This is a genomic window from Streptomyces sp. NPDC005281, from assembly GCF_040607495.1.
Lineage (GTDB): Bacteria > Actinomycetota > Actinomycetes > Streptomycetales > Streptomycetaceae > Streptomyces.
In genome coordinates this window covers 1-25,175 of record NZ_JBEXGX010000052.1, presented here as the reverse complement: position 1 = coordinate 25,175, position 25,175 = coordinate 1, and the positions used below count along the sequence as shown (strand labels likewise).

At 68.4% G+C, this 25,175-nt stretch carries 18 protein-coding genes and 3 pseudogenes; 11 read left to right on the top strand and 10 right to left on the bottom strand.

What is annotated here, in order from left to right; all coding sequences use genetic code 11:
• The first annotated feature begins 174 nt into the window (after window positions 1–174).
• A pseudogene (locus ABZV42_RS39455) lies at window positions 175–1,228 on the top strand (YihY/virulence factor BrkB family protein).
• Between the two features lie 195 nt (window positions 1,229–1,423).
• Here ABZV42_RS39455 and ABZV42_RS39450 read toward each other — a convergent pair.
• Entirely contained in the window at window positions 1,424–3,133 is a 1,710-nt protein-coding gene (locus tag ABZV42_RS39450; RefSeq protein ID WP_355989425.1) for a SpoIIE family protein phosphatase, read from the bottom strand.
• 608 nt (window positions 3,134–3,741) lie between these two features.
• Between ABZV42_RS39450 and ABZV42_RS39445 the strand changes: the two are divergent.
• A pseudogene (locus tag ABZV42_RS39445) lies at window positions 3,742–4,085 on the top strand (ANTAR domain-containing protein).
• A 273-nt stretch (window positions 4,086–4,358) separates the two neighbouring features.
• Here ABZV42_RS39445 and ABZV42_RS39440 read toward each other — a convergent pair.
• The 9 genes from ABZV42_RS39440 to ABZV42_RS39400 form a co-directional block, all read right to left on the bottom strand.
• Entirely contained in the window at window positions 4,359–5,099 is a 741-nt protein-coding gene (locus ABZV42_RS39440) for an alpha/beta hydrolase family protein (RefSeq protein ID WP_356056892.1), read from the bottom strand.
• A gap of 668 nt (window positions 5,100–5,767) precedes the next feature.
• Window positions 5,768–5,899: a hypothetical protein gene (locus ABZV42_RS39435; protein WP_355989420.1), complete on the bottom strand. Its 132-nt coding sequence runs from the start codon at window positions 5,897–5,899 to the stop codon at window positions 5,768–5,770.
• 322 nt (window positions 5,900–6,221) lie between these two features.
• Window positions 6,222–6,467: a DUF3761 domain-containing protein gene (locus ABZV42_RS39430; protein WP_355989417.1), complete on the bottom strand. Its 246-nt coding sequence runs from the start codon at window positions 6,465–6,467 to the stop codon at window positions 6,222–6,224.
• Between the two features lie 287 nt (window positions 6,468–6,754).
• On the bottom strand, window positions 6,755–7,348 hold the full coding sequence (locus ABZV42_RS39425; protein WP_355989414.1) for a hypothetical protein: 594 nt from the start codon (window positions 7,346–7,348) through the stop codon (window positions 6,755–6,757).
• A gap of 36 nt (window positions 7,349–7,384) precedes the next feature.
• Window positions 7,385–7,774 carry a hypothetical protein gene (locus tag ABZV42_RS39420; RefSeq protein ID WP_356056866.1) on the bottom strand — a complete coding sequence of 130 codons (390 nt, stop codon included), beginning with the start codon at window positions 7,772–7,774 and terminating at the stop codon, window positions 7,385–7,387.
• A 167-nt stretch (window positions 7,775–7,941) separates the two neighbouring features.
• Window positions 7,942–9,000, bottom strand: coding sequence for a hypothetical protein (locus ABZV42_RS39415; protein ID WP_356056863.1), 1,059 nt, complete (start codon window positions 8,998–9,000; stop codon window positions 7,942–7,944).
• A gap of 234 nt (window positions 9,001–9,234) precedes the next feature.
• Entirely contained in the window at window positions 9,235–10,755 is a 1,521-nt protein-coding gene (locus ABZV42_RS39410; RefSeq protein ID WP_355989406.1) for a hypothetical protein, read from the bottom strand.
• Between the two features lie 10 nt (window positions 10,756–10,765).
• A complete protein-coding gene (locus ABZV42_RS39405) occupies window positions 10,766–11,590 on the bottom strand; it encodes an AraC family transcriptional regulator (protein ID WP_355989403.1) in 825 nt (274 codons plus the stop codon).
• A gap of 382 nt (window positions 11,591–11,972) precedes the next feature.
• Complete coding sequence (locus tag ABZV42_RS39400; RefSeq protein ID WP_355989400.1) at window positions 11,973–12,599, bottom strand: hypothetical protein; 627 nt, start codon at window positions 12,597–12,599, stop codon at window positions 11,973–11,975.
• A gap of 224 nt (window positions 12,600–12,823) precedes the next feature.
• Here ABZV42_RS39400 and argG point away from each other — a divergent pair, with 224 nt between their 5' ends.
• The 9 genes and pseudogenes from argG (at window position 12,824) to ABZV42_RS39355 (ending at window position 25,082) form a co-directional block, all read left to right on the top strand.
• A complete protein-coding gene (argG, locus tag ABZV42_RS39395; protein WP_355989398.1) occupies window positions 12,824–14,269 on the top strand; it encodes an argininosuccinate synthase in 1,446 nt (481 codons plus the stop codon).
• A 291-nt stretch (window positions 14,270–14,560) separates the two neighbouring features.
• Window positions 14,561–15,079, top strand: coding sequence for a hypothetical protein (locus ABZV42_RS39390; protein WP_355989396.1), 519 nt, complete (start codon window positions 14,561–14,563; stop codon window positions 15,077–15,079).
• 350 nt (window positions 15,080–15,429) lie between these two features.
• A complete protein-coding gene (locus ABZV42_RS39385; protein WP_356056855.1) occupies window positions 15,430–19,074 on the top strand; it encodes a fibronectin type III domain-containing protein in 3,645 nt (1,214 codons plus the stop codon).
• 478 nt (window positions 19,075–19,552) lie between these two features.
• Entirely contained in the window at window positions 19,553–22,258 is a 2,706-nt protein-coding gene (locus ABZV42_RS39380) for an NACHT domain-containing protein (RefSeq protein ID WP_355989390.1), read from the top strand.
• Window positions 22,259–23,092: 834 nt separating this feature from the next.
• The gene (locus tag ABZV42_RS39375; RefSeq protein ID WP_356056853.1) at window positions 23,093–23,629 is read left to right on the top strand and encodes a hypothetical protein; all 537 of its coding nucleotides are present in this window, start codon (window positions 23,093–23,095) and stop codon (window positions 23,627–23,629) included.
• Window positions 23,630–23,808: 179 nt separating this feature from the next.
• A pseudogene (locus ABZV42_RS39370) lies at window positions 23,809–24,204 on the top strand (MBL fold metallo-hydrolase); the annotation flags it as partial.
• 164 nt (window positions 24,205–24,368) lie between these two features.
• Window positions 24,369–24,644 carry a hypothetical protein gene (locus ABZV42_RS39365; RefSeq protein WP_355989447.1) on the top strand — a complete coding sequence of 92 codons (276 nt, stop codon included), beginning with the start codon at window positions 24,369–24,371 and terminating at the stop codon, window positions 24,642–24,644.
• The gene (locus tag ABZV42_RS39360) at window positions 24,637–24,966 is read left to right on the top strand and encodes a hypothetical protein (RefSeq protein WP_356056934.1); all 330 of its coding nucleotides are present in this window, start codon (window positions 24,637–24,639) and stop codon (window positions 24,964–24,966) included. Before ABZV42_RS39365 ends, ABZV42_RS39360 begins: the two co-directional genes overlap by 8 nt.
• Window positions 24,858–25,082, top strand: coding sequence for a CocE/NonD family hydrolase (locus ABZV42_RS39355; protein WP_356056850.1), 225 nt, complete (start codon window positions 24,858–24,860; stop codon window positions 25,080–25,082). Before ABZV42_RS39360 ends, ABZV42_RS39355 begins: the two co-directional genes overlap by 109 nt.
• The last annotated feature ends 93 nt before the right edge of the window (window positions 25,083–25,175 follow it).

Here is a 25,175-nt window from a genome sequence, read left to right as displayed (position 1 = left end):
GGTGCGCCGCAGGTGATGGTGGTGAACGAGACGGCCATCGCGATCACGCGTACCCCCGTGGTGCCGACCCGCATCATCCCCGACAGCCACGGACGCGCGGGCTGGGAGTGCTACAGCAGTTATTGCGCATGAAGTATCTCGAATGGCGGGAATTCGGGTGGGTACCCGGCGGCCATGAAGCTGCATCTTCCCGGCCGGAACGACCATCGCGCCGACGACGAGGCTCCACGGCGCGAGCGTGAGTCTGCGCCGCCACCCGAAGAAGTCGGCCCTGGACCCGAGGTGGAGCGGCACGCGCCGGACACTCCGACCGACCTGCCGAAGCCGGCATGGGGAGCCGTGCTGAAAGGCAGCCTGCGCGAGTTCAAGGATGACGAGCTGACCGACCGGGCCGCGGCGCTGACGTACTACGGCCTGCTGTCGCTCTTCCCGGCCCTGCTGGTCCTGGTGTCGGTGCTGGGCCTGACGGGGAAACACACCACGGACGCACTGCTGAAGAACGTCAGTAAGTTCGCTCCCAGCTCCGCCCGCGACATCGTCACCAGCTCCGTCCACCAGCTGCAGAACAACGCCGGTCTCGGGTCGGTCACGGCGATCGTCGGCGTCGTCCTGGCGGTGTGGTCGGCCTCCGGGTACGTGGCCGCGTTCATGCGCGCGGCCAACGCCGTCTACGACATGCCAGAGGGACGCCCGGCGTGGAAGATCCTCCCGGTACGGGTGGGCCTGACGGTCGTGCTGATGGTGCTCGCCCTCATCAGCGCCGTGATCGTGGTCTTCACCGGCGCCCTGGCCCGTCAGGCGCGGCGACACAGCCCTGACGGTGTGGTCGATCGCCAAGTGGCCCATCCTGGTGGTCCTGGTCGTCATCATGATCGCGCTGCTGTACTGGGGGACGCCGAACGCCCGGGTGAAGGGATTCCGATGGGTGACCGCGGGCAGCGTCCTCGCCCTGTTCATCTGGCTGGTGGCCTCCGCCGCGTTCGCGTTCTACGCTGCCAACTTCGGCTCGTACAACAAGACCTACGGCACCTTGGCCGGCGTCATCGTGTTCCTGATCTGGCTGTGGATCAGCAACCTGGCGATCCTGCTGGGCCTGGAGTTCGACGCCGAAACCCTTCGGCAGCGGGCGATCGCCGGCGGTCAGCCGCCCGGCAAGGAGCCCTACACCCAACCGCGTGACACCCGCAAGTGGGACGAGGAGGACCTGCGCCGCCTGGACGAGACCTGACGCCCCGTACAGGCGCGCCGAGGGCTGGGAGCGGCCACACGCGGATCACCGGCGGTGCCGGAACTCCCTGCCCGTAGCATCGGGAGAGACGGCAGATGAGGGCGGCGCCCCGCACGCAGCCGTACGCGTCCGTGCCCGGCCCGCACCAACTCTGCCAGGAACCGCCGACAGTCCAGCCCCGGCATACCGGTCAAGTCACCTTCGAACGGGCGTCCGCAGGGCGAGGAGGGCGACATCGTCGTTGTTGGCGGGGGGCCGGACCCGGCGCAGCAGCTGGTCGGTGAAGGCGGCCAGGGGGCGGTGGGCGAGTGCGGCGGCGTGTCGGCGCAGCCGCTGCAAGCCCTCGTCGAGAGTGTGGCCGAGTTCTTCGATGAGGCCGTCGGTGTAGAGGACGAGGGTGGATCCGGGCGGCAGCACGGCGGTTGCGTCGGGCCGGGGGCCCGCTTGGACGCCGAGGAGGATGCCGTGGCCGTCGGTGAGGTACTCGGCCATCCCGTCGTGGCTGATGAGCAGGGGCGGCGGATGGCCGGCGTTGCTCCAGGAGAGTTTCCACCGGCCGCTGTCCGCCTCCTCGATGCGGGCGAGGATCATGGTGGCCATGGTGACGTCGGTGATGTGCCGGATCGCCTCGTCGAGCCGTTCTACGATCCGGCTGGGCGGCCTGGTCTGGGACCAGGCGTAGGCGCGCAGCATGTTGCGGACCTGCGCCATGCCTGCCGCGGCCTCCAGATCGTGTCCGACGACGTCACCGATGGCTAGGGCGGTGGCTCCGTCGGACAGAGGGAAGGCGTCGTACCAGTCGCCGCCGACTTGTGAGGCGTCGGGCGCGGGCAGATAGCGGACGGTCATCTCCAGTCCCGGTACTCGCGGCATCTGGGGCAGCAGGTGGTTCTGCATGGTCTCGGCGACCTTGCGCTGGCGCTGGTAGAGGCGGGCGTTGTCCAGGGCGAGGCCCGCCCGGCGGGCGATGTCCTCGATGAGCGGCAGATCGGTGGAGGTGAAGTCTCCCGGATGCGCGGCGCGGCCCAGAGTCAGGGCCCCTAGGACTTCGCGGGCGCTGCGGATGGGGGCGATGGCCGCCGAGCGGATGCCGGTGGTCTCGAACAGACTGCGCTGTTCCACCGCGATACCGGAATCCGGCGCCTGCTGGTAGGTCTCGGGTCCGGCGAGGGTGGAAGCCACTCCGCGCAGCGCCCGGGACAGCGGCATCGGGGACTCCTCCGGGATCGGCGGCATCGGACCCTGGAGTTCCTCGTGGTACACCATGGTGTCGCCCTCGGCGTGGACGACGGCCTTACGCCACACCTCGTCGCGCTCGGTGATCAGGTCGATGACGGCCCAGTCCGCCAGCCGCGGCACGACCAGCGTCACCAGTCGGCGCAGCGCCTCCTCCACGTCCAGGGTGGAGGTCAGCCGCGTCGTGGTCTCCGCCAGGAGGGCCAGCCGCTCCAGCTCCGGCAGCGGCCCGGCCACCGCCTCCGGCTCAGACTCTGTGTCCCGCTCTCGGTCGGGGGCATCGAAGACCACCAGGGTGCCGCTCGCGTTGCCCCCGATGTCGTAGGGGGTGACCATCCAGGCGACGGGCAGCGCAGCGGCGTCCCCACGGACAAATTGGTCCTTCTCTGCCTGGGCGGTACGGCCGGCATGGAGGGCCTGCCGCAGAGCGCACTGAGCCTTCGTGGAAGGCTGTACATGGACGCCCCTGTGCAGCAGGTCATGCGCGTCATGACTGAGCAGATCGCCGGCTGGCCGGCTCAGCAGCTCTTCGGCGTGGGCGTTGACCGCGATGATGAGACCCCGCTCGTCGATGACGCACGCTCCGGCCCCGATGGCCTCCAGCGTCCTTGTGAGTGTGGCGGCGAGCGCAGCAGGGGCAACTCTTCCGTCGGGCTCCGGCACTGCCATCCTCGTCCCCCTTGCTGATCGGCCGCTTCCTGCCAGCCGGCAGCAAGTCCGCTGCGCGGCTTTCGCTTTCCCGAATGCCCCAGCTTCGCCGAATCCAGCCTCGCTCTCAAACGCGTCCGGGAATCTCGGGCACCGCATCCAGCAGGTGCCCTACGGCGCGACCTCGAGCAATGGCGGCGACGACACCCATGTACCAAGGGGGTCAGGTCCGGGCAGGTGTCGCCGCTGCCCGCCAGAGGCGATACGCCCCAGGTCGGCGCGGCGTCCGAGTCCTCAGCACCTGCGAACTTCCCTGGAGTCCGGTTGGCCCATTCCTGACAGCGGAGCCGCTCCGCTGTCAGGAATGGGCTGAGCACGGGAGTGCCGGGACGAGTGCCAAGACCCATGAGCGGCCCGGTTTCTCGGGGGCTGATGGACCGGGCCGCTACGTCACCAGCTTGCCCAGTGACAGGATCTCTCGCCACGCCGACGCGGCATCTCTGCCGACAGAGGGAAGATTCTGCCGGTCCAGTGTGCTCTTTCCACGTTCCTGGCGGCCTCTGCCCCGGAACGGGGCATGTGTTCGCCCGGGTGGAGGGCAGAGCAGCCCTGCATGGGACGGAGACAGAATGGACTGGCGCCGGTTCGCGCGGCAGATGGCGACGATGGCCTGTGATCTGCTGGCACAGCCGTCGGTGGACGCGACGCTGGAGCGGATCACCGGGTCGGCCATGGAACTGATGGAAGGCTGCGACGCCGCTGGGGTCCTGATCCTGCGCGGAGAAATCTGGATCAGATGGAGCAGGCCGTGGTCACGCGCCACACCATCGGAGAGGCCATGGGCATCATCATGGGTCGCCACCACCTGACCGAGCACGAGGTGTTCGACGTGCTCCGCCGCTACTCACAGGACAACAACATCAAGCTCCGCGAGGTGGCTCGCCAGGTGTGCTACACGGGCGGCCTGCCCTGACCCGCCATGCACTCGGGGGATCCGGGGGTAGGGGGCCGGTTGCGCGTCGGGCAGACGGACGGTTCTCGTCACGGATCTCAGCGCCCTTCAGCGGTGCATTCCGCTGATGTCCTGAGACCGGGGCCGGACCAGTTCCGCACCCCGGCAGGACGCATCGCTTCCAGGTCACCCGCCCAGACCACGATCATAAAGACCTCCTGGATGACGGCCAGCCCCCGATACTGACGAGAACACGCCGTCACACGACAAATACCGGCCGCAGCCGGCGGCCGGTCAGCCCTCGTACAGCCCGACGCCCTCGCCGGCCGCCGCGCGTACCAGGACGTCGGCCAGTTCCACCGGGGTGGAGAGCATCGGGTAGTGGCCGGTGGCCAGTTCGAAGAAGGTGACTCCGGGCTCGGCGAGCTTGGCGAACCGAGGCAGGCCGGTGCTGTGAAGCGTGCGGGCGAACTCCAGGCTGAGGCCGTTCGCCAGGCAGAACACCCCGCTGGTCGGGAGCTTGAGCCAGGCGCCGGTCAGCTCGATCGGCTCGGTGACGGTCCGGACCGGCTCCGGGGTGGCCAGGCGGTGGTAGCGCTCCCGCTCCGCCGGCGAAACGCCGTGCACCGCCGGGATCTCCTCGGGCACCGGGATGACACCGCCGCCGACATGGTCCAGCAGACCGAGCTGCGGCATCTGCGCCACCACCGACTCACCCGGCTCCGGGAAGCCGGTGTCCACGAACACCACTCGGGCGACCTGCCCGGGGTGCCGGTCGGCAGCCGCGAGAGCGGGGAAGATGCCGTAGCTGTGCGCCACCAGCACGATCCCCGGGCCCTCCGCGTCGAGCAGCGCCGCCACGGCATCGGTGTGCTCGCCCAGCCCGACGCCGGCGGTTTCCTCCCCCGCGCGCTCGGCCAGGCCGGGCAAGGTCACGGGAAGCGCCCGGTGCCCTTGCGCGGTCAGCTCGGCGGCCACCGCCTCCCAGGCCCAGCCACCCATGAAAAGCCCCGGGACCAACAAAAACGTCGTCATGACAGACCTCTTTCGCAGCATCGCCTGTGCGGTCGCTCAGGACAGTAGGACCTCCCCCTGGGGGAGATTCCAGTCGTCTCTCTGACGCGCGGGCACGGCAAGGACCGCAACGGTGCCCGCCACCCAGGGGCGTTCTCGAAGGGGAGACCTTGCCGATGTGCGTCTTTCAAGAACACCGTCATGCCTTGGGCCGACCCCCGAGGTCTTCGAAATCACGCCGAACCCCGGCCCCGTCATCCTCCACCAGCCCCTCCTTGTCCGGCAGTTCCAGCAGGCCGGCGCAGTGCTCGCACAGGATCGTCGCGCCCTCGGGCGAGACGGCTCCCGCACGCCTTGCATACGCCCTCGCGCTGCTCCGGACCCGGCGTCTGTCGTTCGTCCGTCACCTGAACTCCCTACCTCCTGTATTGGCAGGGCAATTACAGGTTGCTCTCGCGCAGCCCCGTCCCTCAGTGATCGACTACCCCGACCTGAGCGTTGCAGGCGGACAGCGGCACTACCCTGGCGGCGCACCCGGTCGGGTTGTGCCCTCATTGGCACTCCGGCGCGAGGATGGCCTGCCGGAGCCGGTGTGTTCGGTGCAGGCTCGGGTCAGAGCGGCCTCGGGCGGCGCAGCTCGACGCGTTCCGACCCGGAGTGGCGGGAGTTGCGCGGGTGCACCCGAACCGTCAGTACTGGTTGATCAGGCCGGCCAGCCGTCGGCCGGGATCGCAGCGCTCGGGCCCCAGTCCGGCGGCGAGTTGGAGATCCGCGCCTTCGGGCTCCCGCCGGAGTACGTCGGCTGGGGGATCGGCGGCCATGCCCTGGCGCTCCAACGAGCCTGGGCGACCGCACCGTTGGAGCCGAAGGCGTAGGCCGTTCGCCGGGTGGGCCTGCACACCAACTCCAACGACCATCCGAAACGCGCTCGTCAACTACCAGCGCCGCCGTCTACGCGTCTAGCGAACCGAGGTCGAGGAGTGACGCGCACGCCCGGCCCGCGCCTTGCTCGACGGCGCGCATGTCTGCCTGCTGGAGTACAAGAAGGAAGACCGCGGGATGCCCCGATCGCCGACGGCTCGCTGCGACAGGGGCTTGGCGACTGTCCCCGCCCGCAGCCGGGCGGGGACAGTCGCCAACTGCTTACCGGTACCAGTACTTGACTCCCCGGTGGTGGGAGCACGTGCCCCGGAAGCTGGCACTGTAGGAGTAGGTGCCGTCCTTGCACTTGGCCGTCGCCCCACGTGGGTGGGGCGAGTTCGCCTTGCAGACACCTGTCGTGTGTCTGGCGCACGAAGCCGCTGCGGCATCGGTGGCGACGGCGACGGGTGCCAGCAGCGCGCCCGCCATGACGGCCGCGGCCACAGCGCCCCGGAATTTGGTGAGCATGTAATCCCCCTCAGCGAATTCGGAGTCGTGATCCTGCACCGTCGGTCGGCGTCCCGGGCGCCCTGTCGGCCTCTGATCATCAGGTTGTGACACTTGTGATCGGCTCGTCATCGGCGGTTCGACTCAGGCGAACGTTCAGGCGAACGTGCGGTCGAAACAGTGCCCTCAAGGCGCCTGTTCCTGGCGCAGCGTCTGTGATCCGGACTGCCATGGAGCTCTCCTTGTTACCGAGGGCGGCTACCAGAGCGCAAGGTCGGAATCGGCTCCAGGCTGACGGCGTCCGCGAGTCAGCCGCCGGTGAAGTACGACGGCGGGCGCACTCGCATGGTGCCGGCGAGCCTTCGCAGAACGGCGTCGCTCACTGGAGGAGTGCGGGCGTGGAGGACTGCGACGGCGTCGCCGGCTCGGGTGAAGTACTCGACGTAGTCGTACCTCGACCACCGCAACACTCCACGAGCCACCGGGGTACAGGCGGGTGACGGCACAGGGTAGACGCTGGTGAGCGCGGCGCAGTGGGAGGGCGGGGTGAATCCCGGCTGAACTGGGCCGACGGTCACCTGGATCTCCTGGCGGAGCTCGTCCATGGTTTCCGCGCCGTTCAGGCTGTCGGGTGTGATCCGGTAGAAGAAGGTGCCATCGTCCTCCGCTGTCGACCCATTGGCACCGGCGCCGTTCAGGTGATAGCCCGCGGGCAGTTGCGGTCCGAGCAGGGGGATGCGCGCATCGGCCAGTTCCTTGTCCTGCTCGCTCTGGACGAGCTGTGTGGTTGCAAGGGAGTCGAGTGGGATCAGCAGGGCGAGGGCGAGGGCCACGGCCGCCCGCGGCCACAGCGGCCTGAGTGACTGGGTGAACCAGGCCCCGAGGACGAACGCGCCCGCCAATACGGCGGGTTGAACGTATTGCGTGCCACCGGGGAGCTACTGGAGAGCCTTGAGGTTCCGGATCAGATACCAGCCGATGCCGGTGCCGAGCAGAGCGGTGAGCCACGCGGGCCGGACTCGGAGGATGCGCAGGCCTGCCCAGGTGAAGGGAAAGGTCAGGACGGGCAAGAGGTAGGACCACATGACGACGAAGCCGAGGCAGCCGTAGTCCGGCATGTTCCGACAGGCGTTGGAGTCCAGCAGCAGCCGTGTCGCGAGCGCAGAGCCGACCGCCGCGCCAAGCCCGACCCCGGCGGCCTGTGCCGCACGTTTCACGTGCCGCGAACGTTCCACGGCCGTCGGTTCGGCCAGCGCAGCACCCATCTCGTTTTCCCCCTGATTCGGACCGGAGCGTAGTGGATCAGCGGCCGTCGTGGCAGCTGCCATCGAGTCGGATGGTTCGTGGCGAGAGTCCCGAAGCAAACAGCCATGCGCTCTCGTGCGGTGCCTGCTGGGGCGGCGATGCTGCGGTCGCGGGTGGGGACCAGAGCGCCGTGAAGGCCATGGCCGGTGCCCTGGCGAGGTCGGAGCGTCGGCCGGGGGGAGGAGGTTCATCAGTCGTTCTGGTAGTGGATCAAATCCGGCAGGATCGCGGAGTTCACCGGCGCGGTCAGGCGGTACTCGATGAGCCTGGCCGGGCAACCCTGGGCGACCAGTTGAGCGAGAGCTGTCAGGCGGTGGTTGCCGTCGAGTACCAGGCAGCGGTCCGGGCCCAAGACGTAGGTCGCGACGATCAAGGACAGGCCCGAGCCGTCGAGTTGGGCCGAGTAGCGGTCCCGCAGCATTCCGATTCGGGTTTGCCGATCGTCTTGGAGCATGGACAGGTCGGTCGCCAGTTCCGTGTGCCGTATGGGCACGGCGTCCCGGTCGGCATATCCGACCTCGTCGCTCGCCGACCCGTCTCGGTACCAGGGGGCGTAATAGCCATCGAGCGTGGCGAGCGCGTAGGGCGGTACGTCGGTGGAGACCACGGACAGCCGGACGGCGTTGTCCTGTTCCGCCATCTCCGACAATCTCTCCCAGTCGAGCGCGGCACGGATACGGTCTGGTCCTTCGGTGAAATGGACGCGGAACACATCGAAGGGCACGGCAGCGGTCGCGATGCGCAACAGCTCCCGCGTCCTCGTGTCAATCGCGTTGGACCAATGGGCAGCCATGATCGGCGACCTCCGCATATTGAACACTGCGGTCTCCCGCAGGCCCTGGACCACGGTGCCGAGACTGGACCAGTCGTTGTTCGTCCACCGCGCGTGGGAATGCAGCGACGAACCGAGCGTGTCCACGATCGTCTCCAGCACTCGAGCGACCGTGCGCAGATACTCCTCCTGCATGGGCCGGCGTGCGAGAGGTACGAGCGAGAGTCCAGCCCGGCAGTCGTACAACGCCCTTGAGGTACGTTCGGGATGGCTGGCCTGCCGCAGTGCCGACACCGAGAACGTGAGGTAGGCGACCTTCTCAGTCAATTCCAGGTCGGCGAGCGCCTCCTGGATGTTCCCTTGTCGGCGAGCGAGCAACATACCGACGACCATCGTCGTGACCGCCCCCAAGCCGAAGCTGGATGCCCAGTCCGACCAGCTCCAGGGCTGTCCGAGCCACCACAGAAAGAGATCCATCGCCCCCGCAGCGACGGGAAGTACAGCCAATGGCCAATAGTCAGCCCATAACGACCGTGCTCTGAGCATCGCCCGCTCCTCCGCAGGCCGCAGGGGCGCGGCCTCACCCGAAGTAGACACGGCAGGTCGTCCGACGGTTCCTCAGAAACAGGTCATTGCATCGGCAGAGGCCTCAACGGACGCCGCCTGCGTTCCGGTCCTGCCGAGTCGCTTCGGGCAGGACCGGACGGTACGTCAGCAGTCGGGGAGAGGCGCGCCGTTCTCGTCGTTGGCGGTGTCGTTGCCCTGTCCGCTCAGGTAGTAGGCGGAGACGTAGTCACGGCCGCCGGTGTCCATATCGGTGTACAGCCACCAGTGGTTGAACGCGCTCCCCGAACCCACCTGGGCACCCCATACACGGCAGAGCACATAGTTCCGCCCGGCGTACAGCGACCCGCCGTGATCCCGCCCGGGAGCGGGGGAGAACGTCGTCACCCAGGACCGGCCACCGCCATCGTCCCCGGAATTGCAGTCCGGGACGGGGGTGCCGTTCTCGTCGTTCGCGACGTCGTTGCCCTGCCCGCTCAAGTAGTAGGCGGAGACGTAGTCACGGCCGCCGGTGTCCATATCGGTGTACAGCCACCAGTGGTTGAACGCGCTCCCCGAACCCACCTGAGTACCCCACACCCGGCAGAACACATAGTTGCGCCCCGCGTTCAGGGTGCCGCCGGCGTCGCGGCCGGGCGCGCCGCTGAAGGTGCGCACCCAGTATCTGCCTCCGCTGCGACCGGTGCCGCTGGTCTCGCCGTCGCAGTCGGGGAGGGGTGAGCCGTTCTCGTCGTTGGCGGTGTCGTTGCCTTGCCCGCTCAGGTAGTACGCGGGGACGAAGTCGCGGCCGCCGGTGTCCATGTCGGTGTATAGCCACCAGTGGTTGAACGCGCTGCCCGAACCCACCTGAGTACCCCACACGCGGCAGAACACATAGTTCCGCCCCGTGTTCAGGGTGCCGCCGTGATCCCGCCCGGGAGCGGAGGAGAACGTCGTCACCCAGCTCTTGTAGCTGCTGGTCCCGCCGCTGCCGCCGGTGCTGCCGCCTCCGCCGCCGTGCAGGGGCCGTCCGTTGAGAACCGGGCTGACGTAGCCGTCGATGGCCTCGGTTCCGCCGAAGCGGGTGCCGGGCGTCCAGTCGAGAGTGTCCTTGCGCACCTTGGCCGTGTGGGCGTAGTGGGCCTGTTCGTCGCCTTCCGGGCCGCGGGTGTTCTCCTGTCCGCCGACGTCTCCGCTGACGAAACTCACCTGGCCCGTGATCGCCGAGACGCTGACGACGACGGCGACGTGGTGCACGACACCCTTGTCGGCGCCGGCCGTGTTGTGGAACAGGACGGCGTCGCCCAGTTGAGGTGTGGCGTGCTCGGCGCCGTAGGCGCTGGCCATCTGCTTGAAGCTGCGGGCGGTCGCGTTCAGCCCGTCGGTGCGGAATCCGGCGTAGGACCATACCCAGCGGGCGAAGTCCGCGCACCAGTACTCGCCCTTGCCGCCGTTGCCGCTGCAACTCGTCAGATAGCCGGGGCTGCACACCGTGCCGGGCCCGCCGTTGTTGATGGAAACCGACAACTGGCTGTTCGCGACGTTCGCGATCTGGTTGAGGGATTCCCAGGGAGTGTCGTCCGCATGGGCCGGTGAGGCGGGCACGCCGGCGTAGAAGGCGGCGGTGAGCAGTGCTGTCACGGCGACCGCGCCCCGGCGCAGGGGTCTCGTGAGGCGTCTTAAGTTCATGACCTGGACGCTAGGGACCGGAGGGCACCGCCGTCTTGGACGTATCCGATCCTCGCAGCTCCGGCACGGGGGCGCTGAGGCAGCCGCAGGGCCGCAGCCGGGAGAAGTAGGCCGCCGGAGACACCCCCATGAACTCACGCATGTCGCGATTCAGATGGGGCTGGTCGCAGAACCCGTGCTCCGCCGCGAGCTCCGGCCAGTGCGACCGGCCCGGTTCGGCGTGCCGCAGCAGATGTCTGAGGCGGATCAGGCGGCCCGCGCACTTGGGAGCCATACCCACCTGCCGGCGGAAGACCCGGCCGAAGTGGTCGGGGCTCCATCCGGCCTCCGCGGCCAGGCCGGTGAGCGGGGCACGGCCCGCGGAGTGCGTCAACCGGTGCCAGGCCCTGACGACCTCAGGGTTCGGCCGTGGTCCCGCCTCGGCGCGGCGCAGCAGGAAATCGTCGAGCAGGGCGACGCGGGCCGCGGGAGGGCCGGCGCCGCGGAACCGGTCGGCGAGGCCTTGGCCCCCCGCGCCGAACAGGTCTCCGAGGTCCACGATCCCCTTGCCCAGCTCGCCGAGCAGCCCACCCAGAAGGACGTACGCCCCGAGTGGGCTGAGCCGCAGACCGACCCAGTCGACCCTCACCGGTCGTACGGCTTCCCGAGCGCCGTATCGATATAAGTGACCGGGTCCGACCGCGTACGCGGAGGGGAAGCCGGTCGGGGGCGCGCCGATGTTGACGTTGAGGGACACGCCCAGACCGGCGGGCACCGCGATGACCTCACCCGGCTCAAGCAGCTCCGAACCCAGGTGATAACCGCCCAAGACCAGGCCACGCAGGGCCGGATGCACCGGATGAACACTCGCGCGGACATTCATCGACCCGACCCCCGTGCCGCGTACGCCTGTCTGCTGTGCGATCGCTCCTACGATCCCTGATGAGGACGCACGGCATTCACCTCGGCACGGCCGATTACCGGCCAATCCGCCGCCGAAGACCGACGAGGCCTAAATGGCACCGCCCACTGTCGGCGCCTCGGGTCGTGGCTGAACTCGGTGCAGCGCGAGGCCTGTCGGGTCGAAGCGCCTGCCCGGCCGGCTCACCCCGCCCGGATTCGCCGGGGGTTCAGGAACCTCAGCCCCGAAACTTGGCAACCTGCCGGGGACCGGCAGACGGTGCTGGTCGTGGCACGGTGCCCACGCGGCCTCAGGACGCGGTGAGTTCCGCGGGCCGTCACCGGACGGCAGTGGCCCGTGGATTGACCTCGCAGTGATCGATCTCGTCCACGCGCCCCGCGCCGGCCACGGGCACCCGCAGGGTTGCTTTGTCCTTGGCCGATACCGACACCTGATCGGAGGTGTCGATCACGGTGACGTCCTGCTCGTCCTTGAAGGTGACCCTCACGGTGAAGAGGCCGTCGCGTCCGTTCGGATTCCGGACCTGGACGGTCGCGTACGGGTCGTCCGCGCTCGCGCAGCGTATGAGCACGGCGGTGCCGTCGTTCAGGGGCCGGGCGGCCGAGCCGGAGGAGGACGTCGTGGGGGTGGAACGGTGGGTGGGCCGCGAACGGTACGTACCGCTGTCGCCGCCGCTCGTCCCGGAGTCGTTCGTGTCACTGCTGGACGAGCCGCTGGTCGAGCTGCTGTAAGGGTCGTTGTTGGACGAGCCACTGCCGTACGAGCCGTCGCTGCCCGACGTCGACGAACCGTCGTGGTCCTGGCTGGAACTGCTGCAACCGCCTCCGCCACCACTGTGATGGCTGCGGCTGTGGTGACCGCGGCCCGACGAGAACCCGGTCAGGGCCAGCACGACCATCGCCGACACCGCTGTGAATTTGATCCTGCGCCCCCGTGTGTACATGCCACCACCCTACTGACGTCCCGTCGCGCCCTCCCCGGCGCGGCCCCGGCCGCAGCGGCGACATGCCATTTGACCTGCGGGTTGCGGCAGCCGTACCGCGATCCATCGACCAAGGTCCACGGCACCGGATGCGGTGCACCGTCCGGGTGCACAGGGTGCCGGGCGAACCCGAACACCGAACTTCGGACTTTGCATGATCATGCGTCATCCTGCATACTATTTCTATGTCCAAGGTCCTCAACTCCCTGCCCACCGGCGAGCGCGTCGGCATCGCCTTCTCGGGTGGCCTCGACACGTCGGTCGCGGTCGCGTGGATGCGCGACAAGGGCGCGATCCCGTGCACCTACACCGCCGACATCGGCCAGTACGACGAGCCCGACATCGCCTCCGTGCCCGGCCGCGCCAAGACGTACGGCGCCGAGATCGCGCGCCTGGTCGACTGCCGCGCGGCGCTGGTCGAGGAGGGCCTGGCCGCGCTCACCTGCGGGGCGTTCCACATCCGCTCGGGCGGGCGTGCCTACTTCAACACCACCCCGCTCGGCCGTGCCGTCACGGGCACCCTGCTGGTCCAGGCCATGCTCGAGGACAGCGTCCAGATCTGGGGCGACGGCTCGACCTTCAAGGGCAACGACATCGAACGGTTCTACCGTTACGGTCTGCTCGCCAACCCGAACCTGCGGATCTACAAGCCCTGGCTGGACGCGGACTTCGTGACCGAACTCGGCGGCCGCAAGGAAATGTCGGAGTGGCTGCTCGCCCACGAGCTGCCCTACCGCGACAGCACGGAGAAGGCGTACTCCACCGACGCCAACCTCTGGGGTGCCACCCACGAGGCCAAGACCCTGGAACACCTGGACACCGGCGTCGAGACCGTCGACCCGATCATGGGCGTGCGGTTCTGGGACCCCACCGTCGAGATCCCCACCGAGGATGTGACGATCGGCTTCGCCCAGGGCCGACCGGTGACGATCAACGGCAAGAAGTTCGCCTCCGCCGTCGACCTGGTCATGGAGGCCAATGCCATCGGCGGCCGCCACGGCATGGGCATGTCGGACCAGATCGAGAACCGGATCATCGAAGCCAAGAGCCGCGGCATCTACGAAGCGCCCGGAATGGCCCTGCTGCACGCGGCGTACGAGCGCCTGGTCAACGCGATCCACAACGAGGACACCCTCGCCCAGTACCACAACGAGGGACGGCGCCTGGGGCGGCTGATGTACGAGGGCCGCTGGCTGGACCCGCAGGCGCTGATGGTGCGCGAGTCCCTCCAGCGCTGGGTCGGCACGGCTGTCACCGGGGAGGTGACCCTGCGGCTGAGGCGCGGCGAGGACTACTCGATCCTCAACACCACGGGCCCGGCGTTCAGCTACCACCCCGACAAGCTGTCCATGGAACGCACCGAGGACTCGGCCTTCGGTCCGGTGGACCGCATCGGCCAGCTCACCATGCGCAACCTCGACATCGCCGACTCCCGCGCCAAGCTGGAGCAGTACACAGGGCTGGGTCTGATCGGCGCGGGCAGCGCCACCATCGGCGCGGCCCAGGCAGCCGCGACCGGGCTGATCGGCAGCATGCCCGAGGGCGGCGCCGAGGCCATCGCCTCCCGCGGCGAGGTCTCCGCCGACGACGAGCTGCTGGACCGCGCCGCGATGGAGTCCGGCACGGACTGATGCGCTGAGTGGTGCGGGACGAGTCCCGCACCACCGCCTCACCCCGGCTCGTGCCGGCCCGGACACTGCCCGGCTGGGTCTCTCCACCGGATGGAACACTGGATCCCCGCTGGCCGACGTGCGGGGTTCGTGTGTGATCCGTGCCGGCACCGGCGCGAGCGAACGGGACGCGGCCGGCGCTGCCGCTGCCGCCGCGACGGTTTGGCCCGGCGCGACGACCGCTGCCGCAGCTGTCACCCGTACCGTCTCCTCGGCGAAGCCCGACCAGCCTCTCGGCCCTTCACGCTGCTGGTGATCGCCCTGCCCACTGGCAAGGGCGGACCGTTCGAGGCCGTTCCGATCGGCGACGGCCAAGCGCCGGACTACGACGAGCAACGGCCCACTCTCCAGATGAGCCGCGGCCAACAACCGCTGTTCACCAGTCGGCGCCACTGGGCCCCGGTGCTGGCCCGGCTGCGGAGTATGCCGACGGGCGAGCCGCCGCTGACCGAGAACGCCCAGCGATTGCTCGAGGAATTCACCCGCGAACGACCGGGACAGCCCCCGGACTACCGGAAGAACATCCGTAGGTTCACGATCCTGTTGTACTGGCTCGACGCCGAGACGCCCGTCTTCGAACGCGACGTGCACGACCTGGCCCGGATCGAAGTGAACCTCGCGGTCAAACCCGTCTGCCAGTTCCTGCGCGCCCGCGGCCTGTTGGTGCAAACCCAGGCACCACCACCGAACTGGCCGAACTGGCCACGCCTGCCCCCGCGGACATTGCGATCGTCGATCTGCTGGACGATATTCTCCGCGGCCTGCGGCTGACCGACGAAAGCGGACTGCCGCAGTAGCTGACCAATCGCGTGCTGGAGTCTGCCCTGGAAGGTGAGATCACCGACCACCTCGGCTAGGGGAAGCACGAGCGGGACGGTGCCGGCAGCGGCAACCGCGGGCGTGTCCCATCAACGCGGATCTGCTGGCCAGGGCCGTTACGGAGGCGACGGTGCCGGCGTCGGTCAGTGGCCGTGTCGGGCTGGCGCGTGATGTTGTCCGCGTCAGTTGACCGGTGCAGTAGGTGGCCGGGGGAGGGCGGTAGCGGCTCGAGGGTCACTGCGGTTCGTGGGCTAGTGTCGCTTTTGACGTGATCAGGACAGAGTGAAAGGCGAGTCCAGTCGATGACCACACACACCGTTCCCCGCCCGGCGGGCCGAACGAGCCCCGCATTACGAGCACGGCCGTCAAACCGGCGCCGGCGCGACGGGCCGCACGTCCGGTCCGCGGCTCTCGGCATCGTCCAGGCGCTGCTGCTCGCGCTCCTGGTGGTGCCGTTCACCGCCCTGGCCGCCGGCCCGGCCCAGGCGGATCCCCCGGACGAGACGCCTCCCCCGGGCGAGAGGCCCTTCCTCACCTGGAACATGCAAGGAGCCACCGCGCAGGGCGCGAACCTCTGGACGAACTACGTCCCGCGCATCCTCACCGCAGCCCGTTACCGCAGCGCAGGCCCCTCCGTCGTCATGCTCCAGGAGTCGGGTGCCGGCGTGCCGGCCGGCTCCGACGTGCTGCCCAATCCTCAGGGAACCGTCGGCAACTCGCTGGTCACCTATGCCAACTGGCATGCGAGCCAACGACCCTCCGAGTGGTACGTGGTCTTCCTACAGACCAACTATCGGTCCCAGCCAGGCCGGCCGGGAGGCCGGGTGAACACCATCGTGATGTCGACCACCCCGGTCGAGGCGGCCATGGTGGTGGACAACCCGCTCGGTCCCAACCTCGGTCGACCCGCCATCGGCATCCGTGAGGGGAACCACTGGTACTTCAGCTTCCACTCGCTGACAGGAGGCGGTGGCGACGCGGTCGCGATGCTGACCGCGATCGGGACCGCCGTCCACAACGCCCAGCCGGCGGGCGTGCGGTACGACTGGACGGTGGGCGCCGACTTCAACACCCGGCCCGACACCCTGTCCGCCCGGCCGCTCTACGCCCACATCCCGACGCCGGACAACCCGCAGCCTCCGCCGCAGTCGCCCCCCGCGCCGCAGCCCATCCTGCCCCGCATCGTGGCCAGTGGTCAGCCCACCCACCGGAGCCCGGACGGGCAGCAGGAGGAACTCGACTTCGCCGTGACGACCACCACGCGCGGCAGCTTCCAGGCGAGGGTGCTGGACAACCAAGGCGGCTCCGACCACCGGCCGGTCTACAACGACAATGTCGCCACCCGGACGTCCACCCAGCCGCCGCAGGTCTCCCCGTCGGTAGTCGGCGGCTACGCCGCGGACGGGGCGAACGTACACCAGGCCCCGATCGACGATTCGGGCATACGCAACGGGACGCGCGGATGCATCCTTTACGGTTACAGGGGTGACTGCCTGCAGTACCTCTTGTCGGTCAGCCTGGCGAGCGCGGCGGACGCCAGCACATCCGGGTTCGACTACGTGGGCGCCGTGAGCAAGGGGAACGTCGGGGACGGTGACAACCAGGAGGAGGCCTTCCCCGGCCAGAGCATCGACGAGCTGCGCCAGCACTTGGTCGGCGACCTGCGCACGTACAAGCCCAACGTCGTGATGCTGCAGATCGATGTCGCCAACGACCTCGCCACCCGGGACGGGCTGACGGCCACCCAGGAGGCGAACGCGCTGCGCGACCTGCTCGACCAGATCTACATCGACCTGCCCAATACGACGGTGCTGGTCGGCGACCCGGTGCCGTCCAGGACGCCGGCCGTCCAGGACGAGATGTACACCGGCACCGCCTCCTACATCGCGCAGTCGAGCCGGATCATCGGCACCGAGGCCCTGGCGGGTCACCGGATCCGGCAGGTGGTCCTCGACTTCGACCACGACGCCGGCTACGTGGACACCGGGCAGAGCGCCGACGGCGTGCCCAACGCCAAGGGCTACCTCGCGATGACCGTCGACTATGTGAACCAGCTGACCGCCGCCTGGCAGGACGGCACCATCGTCGATCCGGGAGACGTCGTGGTGAACCCGGCCGACATGGTCACCGACGGCAACGGCGTGGACGACACCGCGGGCGACGGGGACACGGGCACCGCACCTCTGCGGGTGATGGTGGTGGGGGACTCCATGAGCGAGGGCATGGAGGGCGACTGGACCTGGCGCTACCGGCTGTGGCAGTGGTTCAAGGACCAGCACGTCGCCGTCGACTTCGTCGGCCCGTACCGCGGGACCAAGCAGCCGGACGCCCCGACCGGTCCGCCGTCCCCGCCTCCGCTGCAGGGGGAGACGAACGGGAACCCCTCGGCGGCGGGCCCACCCGTCAACGGTGCCTACGCCCAGGGTGTCCCGGCGGACTTCGACGGCGACCACTTCGCCGTGTGGGGGCGCCAGGCCGCCCAGGACAAGGACCTGATCGGCCCCATGGTGGCTCAGTACCAACCCGACCTGGTTCTCTTCGGCATCGGGTTCAACGACATGGGCTGGCTCGTCAGCGACGCCACCGGCACGCTGGACAGCGTCAAGACCATGGTCGACCGGGCCCGCGCGGCCAAACCCGGCCTCCGCTTCGCCGTGGCCAACGTTCCCATGCGGCCCCTGATCGACGGCCGTCAGGATCTGATCGTCAAGACCCGGCAGTACAACATCATGCTGGCGAACGCGATCCCGTCCTGGAGCACCTCCGACTCCCCGGTGAAACTGGTCGACTGGGAGGGGGCGTACAGCTGCGACACCAACACCTGCCCCGCCGGCTACGACAACCTGCACCCCAACGCCCTGGGCGAGTACCAGATCGCCTCCGCCTACGAGCGCACCCTGCACGACGGCTACGGCATCGGCCAGTCCGTGCCCGCAGTCCCCGACACCATCCCGCACCGGCCGATCTCCGCGGTGACGGGCGTCATGGCACAGGCCGTCCCCAGCGGTGTCGCGGTGACCTGGAACCCGGTGTTCGGCGCGCGCGGGTACACCGTCCGCTACCGGCTCGCTGGTGCCACCGAGTGGAACCAGACCAAGGTGTCGACCAATCGATACGACACCACCTGGACGGAGGACAGCTGGACCTGGGAGTACCAGGTCCGCACCGAGAACGACGGTGACGGCGAGTCCGTCTGGTCCCCGGCGGTCACCGCGACCGCGCACCCCCAGACCGCACCGCCGCCGCCGGTCGACGGCATCATGACCTCGGCGACGCCTACGGGCGTCGACGTGACGTGGCAGGCGCCGAGCGGTCCGTACACGGACAGCATCGACCGGTACGAGGTCATCACCTGGGACAAGGACGTAACGGGGTCGTACATCAGCAGCACGGGCGTCAAAGCGACGACCGTGCACATCGACGGTCTGACCCCGGGACACCACTATCTGGTCGCGTTGGTGACCTGGAACCGGGCCGGCGGCGGCATGCCTGGCATGGCCAGGTCGGTGACCATCGGCGCGGGGAAGCCGCCCATGCCGACCGGCCTCACGGTCAAGTCCCTCGACCCCACCACCGTCCAGCTGAACTGGCAGGGCTCCCCTGAGGCGGCCGGGTACCGGGTGTGGGTACGCAACCTCAACGAGCACAACGGTCCGACCACGCCGGACCCGTACATCTCCGACACCCCCGACCACCAGATCGCCTTCCTCTTCCCAGGCAACTGGAACTTCGAATTCTGCGTCACCGCGATCAACGGCGTGCTGGAGTCCGACCGGACGCCCTGCGTCTCGGTTCCGCTCCCGCCCCCGTCGGCCGGTGCGGCCCGTGCTCCGTCCAAGTTGACGCGCAGCCGGCTCGTGTCGAACCCGGCCCGGGAATCCCTGCTGAAGGAAGGCCGATTCGCTGACCCACACAGGGACGTGGTCTCGGCCCCGCCCAGCGGCTGAAGCCAGGAAGCAACTGAAGCCAGGGAACAACTGACGTGCTCGCGGGCCTGCCCGGCCGGCCCGCGAGCACACCGCCCCTCTGCCCGGCACGAAATTCACCGCCGCCGAGCTCTTTTCAACCCACCAGGACACCAACGGCACTCAGTCCTCCATCGCCCGTGCCGCCTACCGGTCGGGCTCCCCGGCAGGCGGGTGTCGCTGACAGTGCACCTTCGCCGAACGCACCCGGACCAAGCCCGCAACTGTCCACGCCCTACGGCAAACCGGTCCCCTTCAGGCCCACGCCTCCGTCACCACGGTGACGGACCTGCTCTGGTGAGACGCGACTGAGGAACGGGGCCGAACGCGGTTCAGTCCCGTCGACAGCCCCGACGGGCGGCGGACATATGGATATGACGGGTCGTTTGGGGGAATGCACTGGCTTTCGGGCAGGTATCAGCTGAGCGCGCCAGGCAGCATGCGAATGCCAGGGGGAGTCATGGACATCGGTGCAATCGCGGCCCGACTCGCCTCCGGTGTCGTGACCCCGTTGGTGAAGAAGCTGTTCGTCAGCGAGGGACCGGGCGCGGGCCTTGTCGGTCGTCCGGTACGCATCTCGTCGTTGGTGTCCTTCACCGGTGAGAAGCGCCGGTTGACGGAAGCGGATCTGCACAAGCTCACCCAAGGGCTCCTGCGCAACGTGCTGGGGCCGTCGGCCAACGGTGAACGGCCAGTCACACCGGGCGAGGAGGAGGCGGTCGCCCTCGCGCTGGCCCGTACCCTGACCCATCTCGGAGACCTGGAGATGGACGACGTACAGGCTGTCCAAATGGGGCCGCAGGCCCTGGCGCAGGCACTGAAGGCCGCGGGACCCGACTGTACGCGCGACCTGTCCGCGGACGGGGCGTACCTCCACGACGCCCTCCTGGCGAGCGCCTGCCTGCACATCCTTCACTTCTTCACCCAGCGCTCGACGTTCGTGGCACGCACGCTCGTCGAACACAGCAGTCGACTGGCGGAAATGATCGCCAAGACCGACCTCCTGCTGGCGCGTAACCCCTCACCCGTCACCAAGGACACCCTGTTCGAGGAGCGATACGCAGCACACATCATCCAGAGGCACGGGATGCTCACCATCTATGGGATCGACCTCTCGCGGTCGCCGGACCAATGGCCGCTCGATACGGCGTACTTGAGCCTTGAGGCCGATCTGGACCGGGACGCCCGCCATGCGATGATCCGAGCGGAGCACGCGTTCAACGGGCGTGATCGCGTACTGCTCCGGGGCGTCGCGGGGTCCGGCAAGACGACCCTCGTGCAGTGGCTGGCGGTCACCACGGCCCAGCAGGACTTGGCCGTCCTCGCCAACGGTGCCCCGCTGGCGTCGCTCATCGGGCGGGTGCCGTTCGTGCTCCCGATGCGCACGCTGACCCGTCAGCACGACGATCTGCCGACGCCGGACGAGTTCCTGCGCCGCACCCGTTGCCCCCTGGCCGGATCGCAGCCGTCCGGCTGGGTGGACCGGGTGCTGGCCTCGGGGCGGGGGATCCTGCTCCTCGACGGCATCGACGAGGTGCCGAAGCGGACGCGTGAGCGTACTCGGCGCTGGTTGCAGGATCTGCTCGCCACCTACCAAAAGAATGTCTGGCTCGTCACCTCCCGCCCTTCGGCCGTGCGCGACAGGTGGCTCGCGACCGAGAAGTTCACCGAACTGTCGCTCGCGCCCATGAGCCGGGAGGACGTCACCTCCTTCATCCATCGCTGGCACGACGCCGCCCGTAGCGTCAGCGAGCAGGAGGAGCGCGACCAACTCGACGCCTACGAGAACTCGCTGGTCACTGCCGTCCGCATCAAACAGGATCTCGCCCGCCTTGCCACCAACCCGCTGATGTGCGGCCTCATCTGCGCACTGCACTGCGACCGGCGCGGTTATCTGCCCAGTGGCCGCAAGGAGTTGTACGACGCCGCACTGTCGATGCTGCTTTCCCGGCGTGACCGGGAGCGTGACATGGATGCGCCGGACGGAATCGAACTCACCGAGGAACCCAAGGTCCGGCTCCTGCAACGGCTGGCGTACAAGTTCCTTCTCAACGGCAAGTCCGAACTCGACCGCAGTCACGCCGAACGCATCATCGCCGACACCTTGCCCAGCGTGCCGGTCGCGGCAGCCCAGGGGGACGCGACGGCAATCTTCCAACATCTCCTGCTGCGCAGCGGTCTGCTGCGCGAACCGGCTGTCGGCACCATCGACTTCATCCACCGGACCTTCCAGGACTACCTGGGCGCGAAGGCCGCGGTCGAGGAGGGCGACATGGCCCTGCTCGTTCTGCGTGCGGTCGAATCCCAGTGGGAGGACGTCATCCGCATGGCGGTGGCGCACGCCAGGCCGAAGGAGGGGGCGGAGTTCCTGATGGATTTGATCAGACGCGGAGACGGCTCGACTTCCGGCTACCGCAGAAGCCAGCTGCACCTGCTCGCCACGGCGGCCGTCGAACACGCCACCGAGCTCGAGCCCCGTGTCCGGGCCGCGATCAGTCAACGCGCGAGCGCCCTCATCCCGCCCCGCAGCCCCCGTGAGGCGCACGACCTCGCCGGCATCGGATCCGTCGCGCTGGAACTCCTGCCGGGGCCTGAGCAGTTGTCGGACGAGGAAGCACTCATGACCGCGCAGACGGCCGTTCTCATCGGCGGAGACGCCGCCATCCCGCTGCTCCGCCGCTACCGGGATCATCTGGACCCACAGGTACGGCAACTCTTGTGCAGTGCATGGCATCGATTCGACACCGTTTCCTACGCGGAGAGCGTGCTCGCCGATCTGCCGGAGGACGACATCCATTTCGAGATCACCACGCCGGAGGAGCTGTCGGTCTTCAGCAGGTTGGGCGGCCGTTCGCGGATTCGCGTGTCGAACGGCTTCGACACGATCCGCTTGGTCCGAGCGCTGCATCCTGACCGGGTCACCCATCTGTGGCTCCCGGCCGAACAGTCCGCCACGTGGTACTGGCTCGCGGCCTTCTCGCGCCTGGACACCCTGACTCTGGACCCGAGCCCCGAGCCCGTGGACATCTCCTCTCTGGCGGCCCACCCTCTCCTACGCCTTCTCCGCATTCCCGCGAACCAGCCGACCGTGGGAAAAGAAGCGCTCGTCGACAAGGTGGTGGTCGCTCGTTATCAACCGGATCCGGGCATCGACCCCGTCGTGTGAGCCCGCCGATCGCCTGGCCTACGGCAGCTGAGCTCGGGGCCGGAGATCCGGACCTTTCCGAGGTCGGATCGACGAGCCCGATGTCAGCACGTTCAGCGTCCGCGTAGACGAGGAGCTTGACCGGAAGGACGCCGGACACCGGCACCTGATCTTGAGGGGACATCAGGGCGTACGGACTCCAGCGGGAGGGTGCAATTTCGGCCAAGCGGATCCCGGCATGGATCGTAGGGACGTTGGTCCACGATCAACAAAGGGCCTGGGGTATGTCGGGTTTTGGGTGGAAGTAAATATTCAAGTCTGGATCATTTCGGGTGCTGTTGACCGGTTCCATTGATCATTTTCAGTCACCCTGCGATGTTACTGATGAGAAACATGAATTCGAAGTGTGTCAGTATTCGAGCCAACGGGGACGGAGCTGGAGCACCGGATATCCGGTACCAGTAGGGCGTCATGCTGACCACATGTCGCAGTGACCCCGTGCCAGTAGGGGGAGTCGAGTGCTTTTGATGTGTGCGAAGCACCGGCATCGGCGGCACTGCTCTGTGTTGTCAGTATTCCTTCCTTTTTCTACGGCTCAGCATGCGCCAACCATCGAGAAAGCCTCTTTCTCGACACGGCACTCGACAAGGCCGTATCCACCGTGGCGAATCTGGCCGTCCGGCTGAGCCGGAGAGCCCGGATCGAGAAGGCGCCGGGCGACCACGCAGCCGAACTCCCCCTCGTAAAGGAGTCGGTGTAGCCTTCCCGGCGCCTTCGGCCGGAAGAAGCGCATCGATACCAGGCGCCGTGCAAGCTCGCGGATGCAGCATTCGACCAAGGAGAGACGGACAGGCCATGGAAGCAACCCCGCCTGTCCGATCCCACGACGACGGCACCACGGTGGGACTGTTCTGGGTCTCAGCAGACGGCGTGTACGTGGGTGCCCCGGCGACAGCACCGGCTCCGTGCGTGGTGCTCAAGACCTCAGGGCCCCGCGTCTCCGGTCCGCACGAACGTGACTGGGCGTGGTCGGAGATAGCGGGCCTGGAAGTCACCGAAGTCCCGGTCCGCTCCACTCTGCAGCGCTGGACGACCCACGCCGCAACCTTCGCCGCGGCAGCCCTGGACGCCTGGGTGCCGAGCAGCCCCACCGAGATGGCCGTATCCATCACCGCGCCCGAGGGCACAGTCCTGACGCCTGTCTATTCCAGCGCCGCCGTCGCCTACTCCGGGCGTGAGGTCGATCTCTCCCGTCGGCTGATCAGTCGTTTCACACAGGGCACCGCCACTCCCACTGCCATGACCGAGTGGTGGGTACAGACCCGGCCGACCAGAATTCTCCGGTCGCGTGAACGGGAGGCACTCCTCGAACTCTGGCTCGCGTCGGCCTGACCGGGCGCCCAGCGCGCCCACTCGCCGAGCGGCGCCAAGCGTGACTCCACGCAGGCCGCTGCCCTGTGCGGTCCAGCCCCCGCCCGCACCGTCACACCTGCTGACGCCTCTACAAGACTGTCGACGCGCCCGAACCGGCGATCGTGGACACGGGCATCGCCACCTCGCCCGCGCAGGGGATGGCTCCCGCGCTGGAGGCGATCGGACGCCGCATCAAGGATGTGCGCTGGATCCTGCTGACACACGGTCATATCGACCACGTCGGCGGGGCGTACGCCCTGTGGGAACTCACCGGCCGACGCGCACAGGTGGTCATCCACGAGGCCGACGCTCCGATGCTCCGCTCGCGGCGGGCCCATGTGCAGGACTACCGCGAGGGACGTGGCCGCTACCTTCGCGACCCCGAGGGCGAGGCCAGGGTGGCGGCGGCCTCGAACTCCGTCATCTCCGGTGAGATGGAACCCACCCTGCTCGTCAAGGGCGGTGAGACCCTCTCCCTCGGCAGTGACGTCACCGTCTCGGTACACGCGGTCCCGGGCCACACGCCCGGATCGGTCGCCTATGTCATCGACGGCCAGCGGTCGGTGTTCACCGGGGACGCGTTCAGGTCCACGGCGCCGCCAACGGCTTCCCCGGCTACACCGACCCGGCCGCCTACCGTGCGGCCCTGGAATACCTGCGCGACGAGGTGCGTCCGCGGAACCTGTACCTCGGGCACCCGTACCACCGCGCCGATGGCATGCCTTATGGAGTCGAGCTCGACGAGGCACAGGCCCGCGAGGCCATCACCCAGAGTCTCGCCGCCGAGCGTCGTGTCGCCGCAGCCGCCTGCGCCTGCCTGGAGGCAGGGCTTAGGGAGGCGGAGTCCCCGTACTCACCCTTCACCCTTGTCGCCGACGCCCTCGGCTACACCAGGGACCCGACGCTCGAGCCATCACCGTTCTTCACCTCGCTGCACGGCTACCGCGTGCAGCACCACCAGTCCGTGCAGCACAGGAGTTCTCACCATGACTGACCTTCATACGATCCGGGCGGGCGAACAGACCATCGCCGTCCGCAAGGACCTCCGGGTGTCCATGCGGGACGGCATCGAGCTCGCGGTGGACGCCTATCACGGCGTGGACGACGCACCGCGGCCGGCCCTGATCGCGATGAGCGCCTACGGCAAGGAACTTCAGGCCCTCGCTCTCACCACACCGCCGCAGCGCCGCAGCGCCGCCCCAGCCCGATGCGGGACGGCTGCATCGAGGCCGGTGACATCGCTCGCGTCGTCCGGGAGGGCTACGTCCATGTCATCGGCGACATGCGCGGCACGGGCGACTCCGGCGGCGAGATGATCGGCAACTACAACTTCGGCGGCGTGCCCCAGGGCCAGGACCTGTACGACGCGATCGAGTGGGTCGCCGCGCAGCCGTGGTGCGACGGCAACGTCGGCATGATCGGCATCTCTTAGAAGTCATCTCATTTGGTGAGTCTGCGATAGCAGATGAGGGTGCAGGCGATGCTGGTGAAGGCGAGGAAATGAATGGCTTGTCGTTCGTAGCGG

What these genes read in the sequence shown, in the direction of transcription:
- ABZV42_RS39450 (WP_355989425.1), bottom strand. Translation starts at nt 3,133, where the DNA reads ATGGCAGTGCCGGAGCCCGACGGAAGAGTTGCCCCTGCTGCGCTCGCC.
- ABZV42_RS39440 (WP_356056892.1), bottom strand. Translation starts at nt 5,099, where the DNA reads ATGACGACGTTTTTGTTGGTCCCGGGGCTTTTCATGGGTGGCTGGGCC.
- ABZV42_RS39435 (WP_355989420.1), bottom strand. Translation starts at nt 5,899, where the DNA reads ATGGCCGCCGATCCCCCAGCCGACGTACTCCGGCGGGAGCCCGAAGGC.
- ABZV42_RS39430 (WP_355989417.1), bottom strand. Translation starts at nt 6,467, where the DNA reads ATGCTCACCAAATTCCGGGGCGCTGTGGCCGCGGCCGTCATGGCGGGC.
- ABZV42_RS39420 (WP_356056866.1), bottom strand. Translation starts at nt 7,774, where the DNA reads ATGGCAGCTGCCACGACGGCCGCTGATCCACTACGCTCCGGTCCGAAT.
- ABZV42_RS39415 (WP_356056863.1), bottom strand. Translation starts at nt 9,000, where the DNA reads ATGGATCTCTTTCTGTGGTGGCTCGGACAGCCCTGGAGCTGGTCGGAC.
- ABZV42_RS39410 (WP_355989406.1), bottom strand. Translation starts at nt 10,755, where the DNA reads ATGAACTTAAGACGCCTCACGAGACCCCTGCGCCGGGGCGCGGTCGCC.
- ABZV42_RS39400 (WP_355989400.1), bottom strand. Translation starts at nt 12,599, where the DNA reads ATGTACACACGGGGGCGCAGGATCAAATTCACAGCGGTGTCGGCGATG.
- argG (WP_355989398.1), top strand. Translation starts at nt 12,824, where the DNA reads ATGTCCAAGGTCCTCAACTCCCTGCCCACCGGCGAGCGCGTCGGCATC.
- ABZV42_RS39385 (WP_356056855.1), top strand. Translation starts at nt 15,430, where the DNA reads ATGACCACACACACCGTTCCCCGCCCGGCGGGCCGAACGAGCCCCGCA.
- ABZV42_RS39380 (WP_355989390.1), top strand. Translation starts at nt 19,553, where the DNA reads ATGGACATCGGTGCAATCGCGGCCCGACTCGCCTCCGGTGTCGTGACC.
- ABZV42_RS39375 (WP_356056853.1), top strand. Translation starts at nt 23,093, where the DNA reads ATGGAAGCAACCCCGCCTGTCCGATCCCACGACGACGGCACCACGGTG.
- ABZV42_RS39365 (WP_355989447.1), top strand. Translation starts at nt 24,369, where the DNA reads ATGCCTTATGGAGTCGAGCTCGACGAGGCACAGGCCCGCGAGGCCATC.
- ABZV42_RS39360 (WP_356056934.1), top strand. Translation starts at nt 24,637, where the DNA reads ATGACTGACCTTCATACGATCCGGGCGGGCGAACAGACCATCGCCGTC.
- ABZV42_RS39355 (WP_356056850.1), top strand. Translation starts at nt 24,858, where the DNA reads ATGCGGGACGGCTGCATCGAGGCCGGTGACATCGCTCGCGTCGTCCGG.